This window comes from Mesorhizobium sp. LSJC280B00 (assembly GCF_000502835.1).
Classification (GTDB): Bacteria; Pseudomonadota; Alphaproteobacteria; order Rhizobiales; family Rhizobiaceae; genus Mesorhizobium.
Genome location: NZ_AYVL01000005.1, coordinates 156,146 through 173,944, shown reverse-complemented (window position 1 = coordinate 173,944; position 17,799 = coordinate 156,146). Strand labels below are relative to the sequence as shown.

Annotated in this window: 16 protein-coding genes and 1 pseudogene; 9 read left to right on the top strand and 8 right to left on the bottom strand. The window is 63.5% G+C overall.

What is annotated here, in order from left to right:
* Nucleotides 1-96: 96 nt before the first annotated feature.
* From pbpC to X773_RS49675, 6 genes are all read left to right on the top strand, one after another.
* Nucleotides 97-2,187, top strand: a complete 2,091-nt coding sequence (gene pbpC, locus X773_RS49700; RefSeq protein WP_023675842.1) for a penicillin-binding protein 1C — start codon at nucleotides 97-99, stop codon at nucleotides 2,185-2,187.
* 42 nt (nucleotides 2,188-2,229) lie between these two features.
* Complete coding sequence (locus tag X773_RS49695; protein WP_245274663.1) at nucleotides 2,230-2,928, top strand: M15 family metallopeptidase; 699 nt, start codon at nucleotides 2,230-2,232, stop codon at nucleotides 2,926-2,928.
* A 218-nt stretch (nucleotides 2,929-3,146) separates the two neighbouring features.
* On the top strand, nucleotides 3,147-4,175 hold the full coding sequence (locus X773_RS49690) for a sulfate ABC transporter substrate-binding protein (RefSeq protein WP_023675840.1): 1,029 nt from the start codon (nucleotides 3,147-3,149) through the stop codon (nucleotides 4,173-4,175).
* Between the two features lie 18 nt (nucleotides 4,176-4,193).
* Nucleotides 4,194-5,045: a sulfate ABC transporter permease subunit CysT gene (gene cysT / locus X773_RS49685; protein WP_023675839.1), complete on the top strand. Its 852-nt coding sequence runs from the start codon at nucleotides 4,194-4,196 to the stop codon at nucleotides 5,043-5,045.
* Complete coding sequence (gene cysW / locus X773_RS49680; RefSeq protein ID WP_023675838.1) at nucleotides 5,038-5,922, top strand: sulfate ABC transporter permease subunit CysW; 885 nt, start codon at nucleotides 5,038-5,040, stop codon at nucleotides 5,920-5,922. The genes cysT and cysW overlap by 8 nt, the downstream gene beginning before the upstream one ends.
* A 131-nt stretch (nucleotides 5,923-6,053) precedes the next feature.
* Complete coding sequence (locus X773_RS49675; protein ID WP_023675837.1) at nucleotides 6,054-7,094, top strand: sulfate/molybdate ABC transporter ATP-binding protein; 1,041 nt, start codon at nucleotides 6,054-6,056, stop codon at nucleotides 7,092-7,094.
* A gap of 14 nt (nucleotides 7,095-7,108) precedes the next feature.
* On the opposite strand, the pseudogene X773_RS49670 reads toward X773_RS49675, so the two are convergent.
* Nucleotides 7,109-7,369 (bottom strand): annotated as a pseudogene (locus tag X773_RS49670) (PIN domain-containing protein); the annotation flags it as partial.
* Nucleotides 7,370-7,558: 189 nt separating this feature from the next.
* Here X773_RS49670 and X773_RS49665 point away from each other — a divergent pair.
* Together X773_RS49665 and X773_RS49660 are read left to right on the top strand one after the other, a co-directional pair.
* Nucleotides 7,559-8,545, top strand: a complete 987-nt coding sequence (locus X773_RS49665; protein WP_023675835.1) for a sulfate ABC transporter substrate-binding protein — start codon at nucleotides 7,559-7,561, stop codon at nucleotides 8,543-8,545.
* 247 nt (nucleotides 8,546-8,792) lie between these two features.
* A complete protein-coding gene (locus tag X773_RS49660) occupies nucleotides 8,793-9,242 on the top strand; it encodes an Rrf2 family transcriptional regulator (protein ID WP_023675833.1) in 450 nt (149 codons plus the stop codon).
* On the opposite strand, the gene X773_RS49655 is transcribed toward X773_RS49660, so the two are convergent.
* The 7 genes from X773_RS49655 to X773_RS49625 form a co-directional block, all read right to left on the bottom strand.
* Nucleotides 9,239-9,718 (bottom strand): gluconokinase, encoded by a 480-nt coding sequence (locus X773_RS49655; RefSeq protein WP_031211547.1) that lies wholly within the window; start codon nucleotides 9,716-9,718, stop codon nucleotides 9,239-9,241. The two genes, X773_RS49660 and X773_RS49655, sit on opposite strands and share 4 nt — an antisense overlap.
* Before the next feature lie 71 nt (nucleotides 9,719-9,789).
* A complete protein-coding gene (locus X773_RS49650) occupies nucleotides 9,790-10,776 on the bottom strand; it encodes an ABC transporter permease (RefSeq protein ID WP_023675831.1) in 987 nt (328 codons plus the stop codon).
* A complete protein-coding gene (locus X773_RS49645) occupies nucleotides 10,773-11,753 on the bottom strand; it encodes an ABC transporter permease (RefSeq protein WP_023675830.1) in 981 nt (326 codons plus the stop codon). The genes X773_RS49650 and X773_RS49645 overlap by 4 nt, the downstream gene beginning before the upstream one ends.
* Nucleotides 11,750-13,291: a sugar ABC transporter ATP-binding protein gene (locus tag X773_RS49640; RefSeq protein WP_023675829.1), complete on the bottom strand. Its 1,542-nt coding sequence runs from the start codon at nucleotides 13,289-13,291 to the stop codon at nucleotides 11,750-11,752. Before X773_RS49640 ends, X773_RS49645 begins: the two co-directional genes overlap by 4 nt.
* Nucleotides 13,292-13,370: 79 nt before the next feature.
* Complete coding sequence (locus X773_RS49635; RefSeq protein WP_023675828.1) at nucleotides 13,371-14,495, bottom strand: sugar ABC transporter substrate-binding protein; 1,125 nt, start codon at nucleotides 14,493-14,495, stop codon at nucleotides 13,371-13,373.
* A 295-nt stretch (nucleotides 14,496-14,790) separates the two neighbouring features.
* Complete coding sequence (locus X773_RS49630) at nucleotides 14,791-15,819, bottom strand: LacI family DNA-binding transcriptional regulator (RefSeq protein WP_023675827.1); 1,029 nt, start codon at nucleotides 15,817-15,819, stop codon at nucleotides 14,791-14,793.
* 173 nt (nucleotides 15,820-15,992) lie between these two features.
* The gene (locus X773_RS49625) at nucleotides 15,993-17,225 is read right to left on the bottom strand and encodes an MFS transporter (RefSeq protein WP_023675826.1); all 1,233 of its coding nucleotides are present in this window, start codon (nucleotides 17,223-17,225) and stop codon (nucleotides 15,993-15,995) included.
* Nucleotides 17,226-17,398: 173 nt separating this feature from the next.
* On the opposite strand from X773_RS49625, the gene X773_RS49620 reads away from it, so the two are divergent.
* Nucleotides 17,399-17,686, top strand: coding sequence for a DUF3175 domain-containing protein (locus X773_RS49620; RefSeq protein WP_023675825.1), 288 nt, complete (start codon nucleotides 17,399-17,401; stop codon nucleotides 17,684-17,686).
* Nucleotides 17,687-17,799: the final 113 nt, after the last annotated feature.

Sequence of the window (17,799 nt, the reverse complement as noted above, 5' to 3'; positions counted from 1 at the left end):
TAACGTCGCAGAAAAGGCGCCAAGGGTCGCGACAGCCCCCTTCTCCCCGTCACTAAACGGGGAGAAGGTGCCGGCAGGCGGATGAGGGGCGGCGCCATGCTCTCCAGAAAATTCCTGCGCCGAGCGGCCATCACGGGCATTTCCTTGGTCGGTCTCGCTGCAATCACCGCCGCCGCCCTCTGGCAGCTCGACCGCGCTTTTCCGCCGCCGCTGCCGGCTGCTTTGGCGGTCTCGACCGAGGTGCAGGACCGAGACGGCCAGCTGCTGCGCGCCTTCGCTACGCCGGATGGCTACTGGCGGCTCGCTACCAGCCTGGACCAGGTCGACAAGCAGTTCGTCGACATGCTGGTCACCTATGAGGACAAGCGTTTCTGGGATCATCAAGGCGTCGACGTGCTGGCTCTGGCGCGTGCCGCCGGCCAGTTCGCGACCAGCGGCCATATCGTCTCCGGTGGTTCGACGCTGCCGATGCAACTCGCCCGGCTGATCGAACCGCGCGACAGCCGCAGCCTCGGCTCGAAGATCAAGCAGATGCTGCGCGCCCTCCAGATCGAACGGCGGCTTTCCAAGCGCGAGATCCTCGAACGCTATCTGACGCTGGCGCCCTATGGCGGCAATCTCGAAGGTGTGCGCGCCGCTTCGCTTGCCTATTTCGGCAAGGAGCCGAAACGGCTGACGGTCTCGGAGGCGGCCCTGCTCGTCGCTTTGCCGCAATTGCCGGAAAAGCGGCGCCCTGACCGCAACCTCGACGTCGCCCATGCCGCCCGCGACCGCGTGCTGACCCGCATGGTCTCGGCAGGCCTGCTCGGCGAACGTGAGGCCGCGCGTGCCGCGCTCGACGATGTGTCGGGGCTGCGGCGGACCTTGCCGGCGCTCGCTGCCCATGCGGCCTATACGATGCTGTCCAAGGCCATTCCCGGCCAGAAGCTGCAACTGACCATCCGCAAGAGTGTCCAGGAAGGGCTGGAGCAGGTGGCCAAGGATGCGGCCGCCAGGCTCGGCCCTCGCCTCTCGGTGGCCATGGTACTGGCCGATGCCCGTACCGGCGATATTCTTGGTGAGGTCGGCTCTGCCGATTTCTTCGATGCCAGCCGTTCGGGCTGGATCGACATGACCAAGGTCGTTCGCTCGCCTGGCTCGACGCTGAAGCCGTTCATCTACGGCCTCGCCTTCGAACAAGGCCTGGTGGCGCAGGAGATGCTGATCGAGGACAGCCCAGCCGATTTCTCCGGGTATCGGCCGAAGAACTTCGACATGGGCTATCAGGGCGATGTCAGCATCAGGCAGGCGCTGCAATTGTCGCTCAACGTGCCGGCGATCCGCGTGCTCGACGCGGTCGGCCCGGCCCGGCTGATGGCACGCTTTCGCCAGGCCGATGTGACCCCTATCCTGCCCGTCAACGAAGCGCCCGGCCTGGCGATCGGCCTCGGCGGCGTCGGGGTGACCCTGCGCGACCTGGTCCAACTCTATGCCGGCCTTGCCAATGGCGGCAAGGCACACACGCTGCATGACGGCACCGAGCCGGCGAATGCCGAACGCTCGACCACCACCATCCTCGACGGGCAGGCGACCTGGCAGATCACCGACATCCTGTCAGGCGTCAAGCCTCCCCAGGGTGCCGCCCAACGCGGCATCGCCTACAAGACCGGCACCTCCTACGGCTATCGCGACGCCTGGTCGGTCGGCTTCGACGGCCGCTACGTGCTCGGCGTCTGGGTCGGCCGCCCCGACGCCGGCGCTGTGCCCGGCCTGTCCGGCTATGTCTCGGCTGCGCCCATCCTGTTCGAAGGTTTTGTCCGTTCCAGCCTGGCCGCCGTACCGCTGCCGAGCCAGCCGTCCGGCGTCCGGCGTCCGAAGCGCGAGGAGCTGCCGGTGACGCTGACGCGCTTCGGCGCCGGCGCCGATGGGCTGGTACAGGCGACGCCGACCGAACCTGCGCCAACCATCATCTTTCCGCCCGACGGCGCTCGCGTCGATCTCGGCACTTCCTCGGCCGACCCCTCGCCGCTGGTGCTCAAGCTGCAAGGCGGCCGCGCACCATTCCGCTGGCTGGCCAACGGCAAGCCGCTGGTCGGCATCGACCGGCGGCGCACCGCGACCTGGCAGCCGGACGGCGCCGGCTATTCGACCCTAACCGTGATCGACGCGGCGGGACGCGCGGCCAGTGTGAAGGTTTTCGTCGAGTGAAAGTTTCCCTTGAATAATTTCCGGCAGGTGATTCAGGGGATTGTGTTTTACGTCTTGCTTTCGGCCGCCGGTACTTTCTCGGCGTGTGCTGACGCGCTGCCCGCCAGCTTTGTTCGGCTAGCCGACATCGATCCCAATATCCGGCAGGATATCCGCTATGCCGGCCTCGAAAATTTCCTGCATCGCAAGGTAAGCGGCTACGATGCGCCGGTATGCGTCCTCACCAGGCAAGCGGCGCAAGCGCTTTCGGCAGTGCAGAAAGCGATTGCCGCCGAAGGGCTGACGCTGGTCGTGTTCGACTGCTATCGCCCTGCGCGGGCTGTCTCCGACATGGGTGACTGGACAAAAACGAGTGGACCACCGGACCCGCAATGGTACCCAAAGGTCAAGCGCAAGGATCTCATCCCCAAGGGCTATATCGGCGAACTGTCCACCCATTCGCGCGGATCGACGGTCGATGTCGCGATCGCGCGAGCCGACCGCAAGAGCGCTCCGAAACCGGCCTGCGGCGCGACCGATGCCGACACGCTCGATTTCGGCACGGGTTTCGACTGTTTCGATCCAGCGAGCGAAACGGCTCACCGACCGATAGCCAGTGAAGCGGCGGCTAACCGCAAAAGGCTTGTCGAGGCGATGCGTGCCCGCGGCTTCAAGAATTACGCCCGCGAATGGTGGCACTTCACGCTGGAGAACGAGCCGTTTCCAAAAGAGCGCTTCAACTTTCCCGTTACCGCCGAATAGCCGGCCGAAACCTTCGGGCGCGACGCAGCCATTGCCGAAGAGCTAGCCGTCTCTAGATAATTGCGTCGGGAGCGCGATCATGGTCCATGCGGGAAAATAGTTTCTCGCATCGCCGAAACTAGGCGAAAAATTGCTTCAATAGGCCAAAAAAGGCAACATTGAATGCATCTAAATTCTATCAATTCGGTAGATTTGGCGCGAGTTCAACGGAGGCGGAAATGACCAAACCTCATTTCAGGAAACTGCTCGGCGCACTGGTCGCCACGTCTGTCCAGTTCGGCACGCTCGGTTTCGCGTTTGCCGACACCACCATTCTCAACGTGTCCTATGATCCGACGCGTGAGCTCTACAAGCAATTCGACGAGGCCTTCACCGCCCACTGGAAGGCCGAGACAGGCGAGACGGTCACCGTCCAGCAGTCGCATGGCGGGTCGGGCGCGCAGGCTCGCGCCGTGATCGACGGCCTCGACGCCGACGTGGTGACGCTGGCGCTCGAAGGCGATATCAACGCCATTGTCTCGAAAGCGAAGAGGATCAATCCCGACTGGCGGACGAAATTCGAAAACAATTCGGCGCCCTACACCTCGACCATCATCTTTCTCGTCCGCAAGGGAAACCCCAAGGGCATCCATGACTGGGGCGATCTGGTCAAGGACGACGTCCAGGTGATCACGCCGAATCCCAAGACCTCCGGTGGTGCGCGCTGGAACTATCTCGCCGCCTGGGCCTACGCCAGCGCCAAGGATGGCGGCGACGAGGCCAAGACCAAGGAATTCGTCGGCAATCTCTATGCGCATGTCCCGGTTCTCGACACCGGTGCGCGCGGCGCAACCGTGACCTTCGCGCAAAAAGGGCTGGGCGACGTGCTGCTCGCCTGGGAAAACGAGGCCTATCTGGCGCTCGACGAGTTCGGCGCCGACAATTTCGACATCGTCTACCCGCCGACCTCGATCCTGGCCGAGCCGCCGGTCGCCGTGGTCGACGCTAATGTCGACGCCAAAGGCACGCGGAAAGTTGCCGAAGCTTATCTGAGCTATCTCTATTCCAAGGAAGGCCAGACGCTCATCGCCAAAAACCATTATCGCCCTTCGAAGCCCGAGTTGGTGCCGGCGGAGGACTTGGCCAAGCTGCCTGAGATCAAGCTGATCACCATCGACGACCCGCTTTTTGGCGGCTGGAAGAAGGCACAGCCTTATCATTTCGGCGATGGTGGTATATTCGACCAGATCTACAAACCGGCCCAGTAGCATTTAGATCAGGACGACATGACCACAGCACCCGCCAAGGCGGGGTGGCGATTCAGGCAGCCGAGCGTCATTCCGGGTTTCGGATTGACGCTCGGCTTCTCGCTTGCCTACCTCACCCTCATCATCCTCATTCCCCTGTCCGGGCTGATCTGGCGCTCGGCGGCGCTCGGCTGGACCGACTTCTGGGCGATCGTCACCGACCGCCGCACCATCAACGCGCTTGAAATCAGCTTCGGCACCGCCTTCATTGCCGCCGCCGTCAACGTCGTCTTCGGCACGATCGTCGCGTGGGTGCTGGTGCGCTACAGCTTTCCAGGCCGCCGCATCGCCGATGCCATGGTCGACCTGCCCTTCGCGCTGCCGACGGCGGTTGCCGGCATCGCGCTGACCACGCTTTACGCACCGAATGGCTGGATCGGAAGCCTGCTGACGCCGCTCGGCATCAAGGTCGCGTATACGCCGCTCGGCATCGTCATCGCGCTGGTCTTCATCGGTCTGCCCTTCGTCGTGCGCACCGTGCAGCCGATCATGGAGGAGATCGACAAGGAGGTAGAAGAAGTGGCCGCCACGCTCGGCGCCAATCGCTTCCAGATCATCAGCCGCGTTCTACTACCCGGACTGGCGCCTGCCATCGTCACCGGTTTCGCGCTGGCCTTCGCGCGCGGCGTCGGCGAGTACGGTTCCGTCATCTTTATCGCCGGCAACCTGCCGTTCAAATCCGAGATCGCGCCGCTTCTGATCGTCATCCGGCTGGAGGAATATAATTACGCCGCGGCGACCGCGATAGCGGCGATCATGCTGGCGCTGTCCTTCGTCATGCTGCTGGTCATCAACCTGGTGCAGACCTGGAGCCGCAAGCGCTATGGCTGACCCGGAGATCAAATCCTACGCGCCGCACCATGAAAGCCAGTCGCCGGCGGTGACCGAGAGCCGCACGGCGAGAACCGTGCTGATGATCGTGACCTTTGCCTTCCTCGGCATTTTCCTGCTCCTGCCGCTGATCATCGTCTTCAAGGAAGCTTTCGCCAAAGGTATCGAGGCCTACACACAGGCGCTGAGCGAACCGGACACGCGCTCGGCGATCCGCCTGACGCTTCTGGTCGCGGCGATCTCGGTGCCGCTCAATGTGACTTTCGGCATCTCCGCCGCATGGGCGATCGCCAAGTTCGAGTTCAAGGGCAAGGCGTTCCTGACCACACTCATCGACCTGCCCTTTTCGGTCTCGCCGGTCATTTCCGGCCTGGTCTATGTACTTCTGTTCGGCGCGCAAGGCCTGCTCGGCGCCTGGCTCAAGGCGCATGGCATCGTCATCCTGTTTGCCGTGCCGGGCATCGTGCTGGCCACCGTCTTCGTCACCTTCCCCTTCGTCGCCCGCGAATTGATCCCGCTGATGCAGGAACAGGGCAATGGCGACGAGGAGGCTGCCCTGTCGCTCGGGGCCAATGGCTGGCAGGCGTTCTGGTACGTGACGTTGCCCAACGTCAAATGGGGATTGCTCTACGGCGTGCTGCTGTGCAATGCCCGCGCGATGGGTGAGTTCGGCGCCGTCTCGGTCGTGTCGGGCCACATACGCGGGCTGACCAACACCATGCCGCTGCATGTCGAAATCCTTTATAACGAGTACAATGCCGCCGCCGCCTTTGCCGTCGCTTCGCTGCTTGCCGGCCTGGCGCTCGTCACGCTGGTCTTGAAGACACTTCTCGAGATGCGCTACGGCGCCGAGATCGCCGCGACGCGCGGACACTGACAAATGCATGTCGCCCAAAAGTGTGTAGCGGTTTTTGGACAACGACATGCATAAAACAAAGATTTAATGTCGCCCAAAAGTGGGAACCGGTTTTGGGATAACGGCATGCATCAACTACAAAAGGGATTTGCATGGAAGTTCGCGTTGCCAACGTGCGCAAGGAGTTTGAGCGGTTTCCGGCCCTCCGCGACGTTTCGCTCGACATCAAGTCGGGAGAACTGATCGCCCTGCTGGGACCTTCCGGTTCCGGCAAGACGACGCTGCTCAGGCTGATTGCCGGCTTGGAGCGGCCGACCCGCGGAAAGATCTTCTTCGGCGAAGAGGATGCGTCCCAAAAGTCGATTCAGGAGCGCAATGTCGGCTTCGTCTTCCAGCACTACGCGCTGTTTCGCCATATGACGGTCGCCGACAATATCGGCTTCGGACTCAAGGTCCGGCACGGGCCGTCACGCCCGTCGGCGAAGGAAATCCGCCGCCGCGCCTCGGAACTCCTCAACCTCGTTCAGCTTTCCGGTCTGGAAAAACGCTATCCGGCACAGCTTTCGGGCGGCCAGCGCCAGCGCGTGGCGCTGGCCCGCGCCATGGCGATCGAACCGGCCGTGCTTTTGCTCGACGAGCCGTTCGGCGCGCTCGATGCGCAGGTGCGCCGCGAACTGCGCCGCTGGCTGCGCGACATCCACGACGCCACCGGCCACACCACGGTCTTCGTCACCCATGACCAGGAAGAGGCGCTGGAGCTTGCCGACCGCGTCGTGGTGATGAGCCAGGGCCGCATCGAGCAGGTCGGCACCGCCGACGAAATCTACGACACTCCGAACTCGCCCTTCGTCTACGGCTTCATCGGCGAATCGAGTTCGCTTCCGGTCAAGGTCGAGGACGGCCAGGTCTGGATCGCGGACCGGCCGATCGGGCTTTCCGCGCCGCACGCACCGCAAGGCGAAGCGACGCTGTTCTTTCGCCCGCACGACGTCGATCTGGTGGAAGAATGCAACGGCTGCATCGCCGGCACGGTCGCCGCCAGCCGCCGCGTCGCCGGCACCAGGCGGGTCGAGCTCGAAATCGGCGGCGAACGTCAACGGGTCGAGATCGAATTGCCGGTCGACCATCCGGCGGCGCAGAAAACTCGAGTGGCTTTTCGGCCGCGGCGCTGGAAGCTTTTTCCGGCTGCTTGATCCTCTATCAGGCGCTACACCAGCCAGTTCTCGACCTTCAGGCCTTTGATCCGGTTGAAATCCCCGGTGTCGGCGGTCACCAGGGTAGTTCCAAGCGCACGGGCGTGGGCAGCAATAAAAAGGTCATTTTGGCCGATGGTCTGGCCCCTGCCTTCCAGTTCTGCGCGAATCGCGCCGTACTCGGCATCCACCGGCACATCGAGCGGCAAGACGGGAATCTCAGCCAGCAATTCCTCGACCTTCTTGTGCAACTTGGCTGATCTTTTCTTGACGCAACGCCGACGGCATCGGCGCCGCTGCCAAGCTGTCCTGAGACTCTGCTTGAAAGAAAAAACTAGAAATCGCCCACAGCGGGAATATTTCTTCTATCGACAACGTGGAGCGGCCGCTCTGCGTGCCTCGTCGCGCACGATGCCTTGCCGCTATGGTCCGGCATTAAGCTCATGGCATTGGAGCCTGTTTTCATGAAGCGATTTTTGCTTGGCGTCGCCACATTGGCCGGCCTGGTCCTCGCATCCTCCCAAGCCTGGTCGGCCCACAGATTGCTGAACGCCTCTTACGATGTCGGCCGCGAACTGTTTGCGCAGGTCAACAAAGCGTTCGTCGCCGGGCACCCCGGTGTGACCATCGATCAGTCGCATGCCGGAACTTCGGCGCAGGCGCGTGCCATCGCCGAAGGCCTCGGCGCCGACGTCGTCACCTTCAACCAGGTCATCGACATCGACTTCCTGGTCAACAAGGGCCTCATCTCCGCCGACTGGCAGAAGGACTTTCCCGACAACGCCTCGCCTTTCTATTCGCTGCCCTCCTTCTTGGTGCGCGCCGGCAATCCGAAGCACATCAAGGATTGGAACGACCTCGTCCGCGACGACGTCCAGGTGATCTTCCCCAATCCGAAAACCTCCGGCAATGCACGCTACACCTATCTCGCGGCCACCGCCTACGCCAAGGAAGCCTTCAAGGACGACGACGCCAAGGTGAAGGAGTTCGTCACCAAGCTGTTCAACAACGTGCCGGTGTTCGACAGCGGCGGGCGCGCCGCGACCACCACTTTCGTGCAGCGCGAAATCGGCGACGTACTCATCACCTTCGAGTCGGAAACGCGCGGCGTCCGCAAGGAGTATGGCGAGGACAAGTTCGAGCAGGTAACGCCTTCGGTCAGCCTGTTGGCGGAATTTCCGGTGGCGATCGTCGACACCGTTGCAGACGAGCATGGCACGCGCGATCTCGCCAAGACCTATCTCGACTTCCTCTATACGCCGGAGGGCCAGGACATCGCCGCCCGCAACGGCCTGCGGGCCCGGGACGCGGCGGTCGCCGCCAAATACAAGGCTGAGTTTCCCGACGTCCGCCTGCTGACGGTGGAGGACGTCTTCGGCGGCTGGGCCAAGGTCCAGGCCGACCACTTTGCAGCGGGCGGCCTGCTCGACCAGACTTATGGCAGCCGCTGAGGCGATCTTCCAACTTTGACAGAGGCCGGCTTTGCCGGCTTCTTTGCTTTCGCGCCGCGAAAGGTGATTTCTGGCACTTTCCGGGCGCATTCCGTCCAAAACGTTACAAAGAATCAACGCGTTTGTGCCTACCGTGAGAACGGACGGCTTGTTTTCGCGAACGGCTTCGCGTGATCAAACCGTCATGATTTGCACACAAACAGCCGCCAGACGCGGGTGGTTGGGGCTTCATGGGTTGACTCGGGGCATGCTTACCAAAAAAGGCAAATACGGCCTCAAGGCCCTCGTGCATCTGTCGGGCCTGCCGGTCGGCCAGCTCGCATTCGTCAACGACATTGCGGTCGCCAATAACATCCCCAAGAAATTCCTGGATGCCATCCTGGGCGAGTTGCGTAACGCCGGCTTCGTCCAGAGCCGCAAGGGCAAGGAAGGCGGTTACCGCCTTGCCCGGCCGGCTTCCGACATCAAGATCGGCCATGTCGTGCGTGTCCTCGACGGGCCGCTGGCGCCGATCCCCTGCGCCAGCCGCACGCAATACCAGCGCTGCGAGGATTGCGACGAGGCGACCTGCCAGGTTCGGCACATGATGCTGGAGGTCCGGCAGGCGATCGCCGAGGTGCTGGACAACCGCAGCCTCGCGGCCATGCGCGACGCCGACAATGACGATTTCCCGGTCGAACTGACGTCGCAAATCTAGCGCGCGAGCAGGCTCAAGGCAGTCGCGACGGTGTCGGCGGCCGGACGCGTGCCATCCAGGGTTATCGCCGCCTCGTCCGCCGCTGGCGCCTCGAGCGTGGCGAACTGGCTGTCGACCAGGCTTGCCGGCATGAAATGACCCTTGCGATTGCCGACGCGCTGTTTTGCTGTTGCCGGGTCGATCTCCAGGTAAACGAAAACGATATCCGGGCAAAAGCCGCGCAGGCGATCGCGGTAGCTGCGCTTCAGCGCCGAGCAGGCGGCGACCACACCTTGCCCGCTTGCGACCGACGCGGCCATCCGCTGGCCGATCGCGTCGAGCCAGCCCTCGCGCAGCGCGTCGGTAAGCGGCTGGCCGCTCGCCATGCGCGCGACGTTTTCGGGCGGATGCAGCCTGTCACCTTCGATAAAGACGGCGCCCAATGCCGCTGCAAGCGCTTCGCCGACGACCGACTTGCCGCAGCCGGCGACGCCCATCACCACGATGGCGGGTGTCGTCCGAACAGTGCTCGCCGGCTTATATGCCACGTCTTGACCGGTCATGCAGGTCAGCGGCTTGCCGGCGCGCGGCCATAGAGCAGCAGCATGGCTACGATGACGACGCCGTAGATGATCTGCCGTCCCGCCTCCGGCATCTGCATGACAGAGAGAATGGACTGCAAGAGGGTGATCAGGATTACCCCGGCGACGGTGCCGAGATAGGAGCCGCGCCCGCCGAGGATCGAGGTGCCGCCGAGCACCACCGCGGCGATCGACGGCAGCAGATAGGCATCGCCCATCGACTGTGCCGCCTTGGAGGCATAGCCGGCCAACAGCACGCCGCCGAAGGCGGAGAGCCCGCCCGAAACCGCAAAGGCGATCATCACCACGCGCCTTGTATCGATGCCGGAAAGATAGGCGGCACGCTCGCGATTGCCGATGCCGTAGACGGTGCGGCCGAAGCCGGTGCGGGTCAGCACGAACACCATTGCGGCGCCGATCAGCGCCCAGATGAGGACGGCGTTGGGCACGCCAGGAACGGCAAAGCCGGTCGCCAGATAGCGCATCGCACCGGTCGCCGAATCCTGCGGCGAGAAACCGCCCGTGTAGACCACCATCAGCCCCTGCGCGACGGCGTTGGTGGCAAGCGTGATGATCATCGAGGGAATGCGCAGATAGGCGACGCCGATGCCGTTGACGATGCCGATCAGAACACCGCAGAAGATGCCGAACGGAATGGCAAGCGCCACGCCGACGGTACCGTATGCGGCCGCGGCGCAGGCCATCATGGCGCCGGCCGCCACCGACCAGGGCACCGACAGGTCGATCTGGCCGAGCAGGATGACCAGCATCATGCCGGTCGCGATGACGCCGAGAAACGACGCCACCTTGAGCTGCTGCAAAAGGTATTCAGGCGACAGGAAGCTGCGCGAATAGAGGCTGCCGAGGAACAGCAGCAGCACGATACAGGCGAACGCCGTCAGCACCGCCGGGTCGGCGCGGCGGAGGAATTTCGGCATGCGGCCTGCGAGACCACTCACAGTCGTTTCGCTCACAGGAACCACTCCAGCCGGTTGCGGACCCGAAACAGAGCGAACGCGCCGAGGCTGACCGCGATCAGCAGAATGACGCCCTGGAACAGGGGCTGCCAGAGCGGATCGAAATCGAAGACGAACAGCAGGTCGCCGATGGTGCGGAAGGCAAGCGCGCCGAAGATCGCGCCGATGGCGCTGCCCTTGCCCCCGAACAGCGACACGCCGCCAAGCACGACCGCGGCAATCGAAAACAGCGTATAGGCGTTGCCGCTGGCATAGGCCGCATCACCGGTATAGGTGAAGAACGTCAGGAACAGCCCGCCGATCGCGGCAAGCAGACCGGCAAGCGCATAGGCGGCGAACTTTCCACGCCGGATCGGCACGCCGGACATGTAGGCCGCCATCTCCGAGGAGCCGGCTGCATAAGCGGCGCGGCCTAGCACCGAACGGCTGAACGGCACCCAGACGACAAGCACGACCGCCAGCAGCGTCACCAGACTCGCCGGCACAAAACCAAACAGGCGCCCGGTCAGCGCATCGGCGAGCCCTTCATTGACCGAGCCGCCGGGAAACGGCCGAAGCAGCAGCGCGATGCCGAAATAGACCGCGCCGGTGGCGATGGTGGCGACGATCGGCTGCAGGCGTCCATAGATGACGATCGCACCGTTGATTGCCCCGCACAGCAGCCCGGTGCCGAGCACGGCGAGGACGCCGAAGGCGGTCTCGATGCCGGTGCCGACGACCAGCCACGAGGCCAGGCAGTTGGTCAGCGTGAAGATCATACCGACCGAAAGGTCGATGCCGGCGGTGATCACCACCAGCGTTTGCGCCATGGCGACGAAGGCGAGCAGCACGCCCTTGTTCGAGGCCGTTTGTACGACGTTGGCGGTGAAGCCCGCCGGATGGTTCGAGGTGTAGATGACGAACATGACAACGAAGATGCCGAACGCCAGCAGCGTTCCGCGCTGTTCGGCAAGCCAGTAGCGCCAATCCTTCACGCGTCCGCTCCTTGCTTTGGCATCTCTTCGTGAATGTTGAGCGCGCTGGCGATCAGCGCCCGCTCGGTGATTTCGGCGCCGACCAGTTCGCGCTTGACCGCGCCGTCATAGAGCACCAGCACGCGGTCGCAGCAGCCGATCAGCTCGTCATAGTCGGTCGAATAAAACAGGATCGCCGCGCCCTGGTCGGCAAGCTTGCGCATCAACTGGTAAAGCTCCTGCTTGGTGCCGACATCGATGCCGCGCGTCGGATCGTTGAGCAGGATGATGCGCGGCTGCCGCATCAGCCATTTGGCGATGACCACCTTCTGCTGGTTGCCGCCGGACAGTGCGCCGACCGGAATGTCGAGGCCGGCGGTCTTGATCGCCAGGAGACCGACCATATCGTCGATCAGCCGCTGCTCGGCGGCGCGATCGATGATGCCGGCCCTGGACAGCCGGTCGAGGGCGGCAAAGGAGAGGTTTTCGCGCACCGTCATCGGCAGCATCAACCCTTCCGTCTTGCGGTCCTCCGGGATCAACGCCATGCCGATCCGGTCATCGCGCGCCGCGGCCGGACTGGCGATCGCCACCGGCCTGCCGTCGATCAGTATCTGGCCTGACAGGCCGCGCAGCACACCGAAGAAGGCGAGCAGCAATTCGCGCTGGCCCTGGCCGTCGAGGCCGCCAAGCCCGACCACCTCGCCCGCCCCGACCGACAGCGAGACATCGTGCAGCCGATCCGTCCAGGACAGGCTGCGCGCCTCGAGAGCCGGCGTTGCTGCGGCAGCCGCCCGCGCGGGCTTGGGCGGAAAGATGTGGCTGTATTCGCGCCCGATCATCAGTTCGACGACTTCATTGTCGCTCTTGGTGCCGGCCGCGTAGCTGGCGACATTGCGGCCATTGCGGAACACCGTGCACTGGTCGGCCAGCTCGGCGATCTCGTTCATGCGGTGCGAGATGTAGAGCAGCGCCAGCCCTTCCGAACGCAACCGCTTCAACACGGCAAAAACCCTGGCGACGTCAGCCGCGGTCAGCGCCGAGGTCGCCTCGTCGAGGATCAGGATGCGCGGCTTGCGCGCCAGTGCCTTGGCGATCTCGACCATCTGCCTTCTTGAAAGAGGAAGATCCTTGACCAGCGCCAGCGGATGGATATCGGAAGCGCCGGCGCGAGCCAGGGCTTCTTCGGCGATGCGGCGCTGCGCCTTGCGGTCGATCATGCCGAAACGCTTCGGCGGATCGGAAATGACGATGTTGTCGGCGACGCTGAGTTCGGGGACGAGCGACAGTTCCTGGAAGATGCAGACGATGCCGGCCTGGTTGGCAGCGGCCGGCGAAGCGAAGGTAACTTCGCTTCCGTCCAGCATCATGCGGCCCTCGTCGGGCGCAACGACCCCCGCCATGACCTTGATCAGCGTCGATTTGCCGGCGCCGTTCTCGCCGAGAATGGCGTGGATGCTGCCTGGAGTGACCGACAGTTCGGCCTTCTCCAGCGCCCGCACGCCGCCATAGCGCTTGGATATGCCTTCCATGCGGAAGAGCGGAACCGCACCGTCCATCGGCCCTCCCCAGGCGCTTGGCAATCAGGATGTCGAGCGCCGACGCCGCGGGATTCCCGCGGCGTCGGGCTGTCGGAGTTTACTGGTTTTCCTTGCTCTGGCCCATGATTTCCTGCGCCGTGAAATTGATGCCGCAGGTCGGGAAGGAATTGCCGACGAAGAAATTGTCGGACTGATCGGGGAAGAAATCCTGGCCTGCCTTGAAGTTCGGATCCTCGACGATCGCCAGCGGCAGCTTGACCGCTTGCGGCACGACCTGGCCTTCAAGTGCTGCAATCGCCGTCTTGATGGCAACCGCGACCTGAGCCGGGCCGGTGCCGGCCGACGAGCATTTCAGGCCGTCAGCGGCGAACTTGGCGCAGAATTTGCGGAAGCCGTTCTCCGTCTCGCCGCCGAACGGCACGAACGGATGCTTGGCATCGATCATCGCCTGCACGATGCCGGTATCGCCGCCCTGTCCGGTAATGCCGTCGAAGGGGCCGTTGGTGGCAATGGCATCGGCCGTAGCCTTTTGAGCAACGCCGTCATCCCACTTGCCGACGACCTCGGTGACATCCCATTTCTTGCCGGAAGCGTCGAGAACCTCGTGGATGCCGTTATGGCGATCGGTGTCGACGGACGTGCCGGCGACGCCGCGCACTTCCAGCACCTTGCCGCCGTTCGGCACGTGCTTGACCAGCCAGTTGGCCCACAATTCGCCAAGGCCTTTCTGGTCGACATTGACGTTGATGGCATCCTTGGTGTCGAGGATGTTGTCGAAGGCGACCAGCACCACGCCGGCTTCCTTGGCCCGCTTGATGACAGGACCGAATGCGGTCGGGTTCTGGGCGTTGACGACAATCGCGTCATAGCCGGAATCGATGAAATTGTTGATTGCCGAAATCTGGGCCGGCACGTCCTCGCCGGTCGAGACCACCTTGAATTCCTTGAGCTTGGCCGCGACCTCCGGCTGCGCTGCATAGGCCTTTGCCGTCTGCACCATCTGGATGCGCCATGTGTTGGCGATATAGCCGTTGGCCAGAGCGATGCGGTACGGGCCGTCTTTCTTGGGGAACTTGAAGAACTGCGTATCGGCCGACCAGGGCGCGAAGCAGTCAGGCTCGGCCGATGGCCCCTTGACGATTTCAGGATCGGCGATCGCCGACGAGCTCAGCATGACGAAAGCAGTGGCGGCAACGATTCCGCCAACGAGTGACTTGATCATCGATATTCCTCCCAGTTGCAGTTTGTTTGTTGTTACGCCGATGAATTTGCGCGTTTCCGGCCCGGCACCTCCCGCCGTATCCGTCGCGCGTTCAGGTGGCCGAATGCCGACCCGATCCCCTCCTTTGCTGCCCGGCTAGTCCCGCAAAAACTATCATATTATACATAATAAACAAGCATGAGCTGTCGCTTATGTATAATAAACAGCCTCCCATCGTCGGGGCGAAGTACCGCCCGGCGATAACTGGTAGCGCTACCATGACGTAGTGTAAAGCGCCATTGCGTCGAAGCTCGTTTCAGCGCGCCGTGCTCTCACGTCGCTTGAGTTCGAAGCCTAGGTCGACGACCCGCTGCTCTGGCCTGTTGCCTTCGATCGCCGCAAGCGCCATGGCGACCGCCCGCCGGCCGATCTCGTAACGGTAGGTCCGAACGCTGGTGACCGACGGAAAGGCCACCTCCATCATGTCGAGATCGTTGAAGCCAACGATGCCGATCGTCTTCGGCACGGCGATCGAAGCGCGGTGGCATTCGAACAGCACGCCAAGGGCGATATCGTCATTGTTACAGAACACCCCATCGAGGCTCGGCACCTTGGCCAGCGCGTCGCGGAACAATTCGCGGCCGAGGGTGACGCTGGAGGGCACCGGCGTCGTGGTGGTGAGCCTCGGATCGAACAGGCCGGCCGCCTCCATCGCCGCGCGATAGCCGGCAAGCCGCCGCTGAGAACGCGGATCCATGCGCGCACCGATGAAGCCGATCCGGCGATAGCCTGCCTCGATCAGATGTTCGGCCGCCGCCTTGCCGCCCTCGAAATGCGAGAAGCCGACCATCATGTCGACCGGATCGGGCCCGGTCTCCATCACCTGCACCACCGGACAGCCTGCCGTTTCCAGCAGTTTTCGCGAGGCCGGCGTCTGGTCGATGCCGGCCACGATCAGCGCCGCCGGGCGTTGCGGGCCAAACACCTGCAGCAGCCGCTCTTCCTCGAGGCCGGAATAGTGGGTGTTGCCTAGCTGAATCCGGAAAGGGCCGTCCGACAGGCTGTCGTAGATGCCGCGCACCACTTCGGCAAAGACGTTGTTGGTAAGCGACGGCACCAGAACGCCAAAGACCTCGGCGCGCGCCGAAGCCAGCGCCCGCGCATTCGGGTCGGGCATATAGCCGAGCTCGTTCACGGCCGACTCGATCTGGCGGCGCAGATCTTCCGAGACACGCCCCGGCTCACGCAGGGCGCGCGATACGGTAATGGCGCCGACGCCGGCCTTGCGGGCGACATCGGCGATGGTCGGGCGGCCGCCGCCGCGGCGCGAGCGCGGCTTGATCACCGTACTCGTCCGGACGCCGGGCAACCGCCCACACGCGACCGTGAAACGATGTTCAGCGTTTTTGAAACTGCTGCCATGCCAAACTGGCCCGTTGCCACACCTTGTCTGGCGTCGCGCAGCCTTCGGCTGTTGTCAAGCGACGGCCGGAGAGACTGTATCCGTACTGCTGTGCCTCAGGCCGCCACAGCAGCGCTGCGCCGGGCCTTCCACAGCAGCAGCACCATGGCCAAAATATTCAGCAGGTTCCAGGCAATGCCGTTGAGGAACGCGGCGGCATAGGAGCCGGTCAGATCGTAGATCCAGCCCGACATCCAGCCGCCGATCGCCATGCCGAAGATGGTCGCCATCATGACGATGCCGACGCGCTGGCCAGCCTCCTTGGCTGGCATATATTCGCGCACGATGATCGCATAACAGGGCACGATGCCGCCTTGCGACAGGCCGAAGACCAGCGAGACGACATAAAGCGAGGCAAGCCCGTCGAACGGGATATAGAACAACAGCGACAGGCATTGCAGCACCGAGCCGATCAGCAGGGTTTTCACGCCGCCGATGCGATCGGCAAGGAAACCCGAGCCAAGCCGGCTGACGACGCCTGCCGCCAGCATGATCGACAGCATATCGGCGCCATGCGCCACGCCGTAGCCGAGATCCATGCAATAGGCGACGATATGGACTTGCGGCATCGACATCGCCACGCAGCAGCCGAGCCCGGCCACGATGAGCAGCGCCTGCAAGGCCGCCGGCGACAGGGAGATCGGCTGGACCACGCGGCTGCCCGGCGATCCCGGAGCCGCCTGGGGCGGTGCGCCGCGCCGGAGCAGCAGGATCAAGGGCACCATGGTGACCAGGCAGACGACGCCGATCGCGGCATAGGTGAAGCGCCAGCCTTCGGTCTGCATGACATAGGGCATCGCCGTCGGCCAGATCGCTCCGGCGAGATAGTTGCCGGACGCGGCAGCCGTCACCGCGACGCCGCGGCGACGGTTAAACCAATGCGAGATATCGGCGATCAAAGGGCCGAAGATCGCCGACGAGCCGACGCCGATCAACAGGCCCTGGACGAGGGTGAACTGCAGGATCGAACTGGTCAACGACGCCAGCATGAAGCCGGCGCCAAGTGTAATCGCGGCAATCAGCGCCGGGATCCAATACCCCATGCGGTCGATGGCGCGGCCGAACAGCACATTGCCGGCGGCAAAGCCGACCATGGTCGCGGTGTAGGGCATCGAGGCAGCGGCGCGATCGACGCCGAATTCTGCCTGCACGGCAGGCAGCACCACGACCACCGCCCACATGCCGACCCCGCCGATCGTTGCCAGCAGCATCGAGACGCCGAGCCGTATCCAGGCATAGGCACTGTCGATGCCGGAACTTCCTGCCTGGCTTGAGACGATTGGGGTCAAGAGCGTTTCCTGTCCGCGGTTCTTAATCGGCGGTTCTGACCACTATCGGCGCATTCGCATCGCCGAGCAGCGCCACGACAGGCAAATCCGTGGCTCCAGCGATTCGGGCCGAAGTGGAACAGGGGTGCGCCATAAGGCGTTTTCCGGCAACGACCTAGTGGAAGGAGTTTGCCATGACCGCGCAACGGAAATGGTCCGCCGACGTCACCGAGCACAGTGACGCGCTGGACCTCGAGGAACACATCTTCGAATCCCACGATCCCAAGAAGATCGCCGCCTCGTTGAAGCGATCGGCCGAGCACAGCGACCGACGCAAGGCAGGGCCGTTTCAATCCGCCATGTCGATGCTGAATTTCTACATCAACCGCGCCGGCAAGAACCTGCCGGCGGCGCAGAAGAAAGTGCTGGAGGACGCCAAAGACGAGCTGCGCGCCCTTTTTGGCCGCCCAAAGGAAGATTAGGGTCGGTCTCCATTAATTGGTTCTGCCAAATTCGGCTGAACTGGACCTAGTGACAGGGCCTCTTTGTCGCCAGTTTGCAGGCTCGGCTTGTCTTCCCAAGCCCGCAAAAGCCT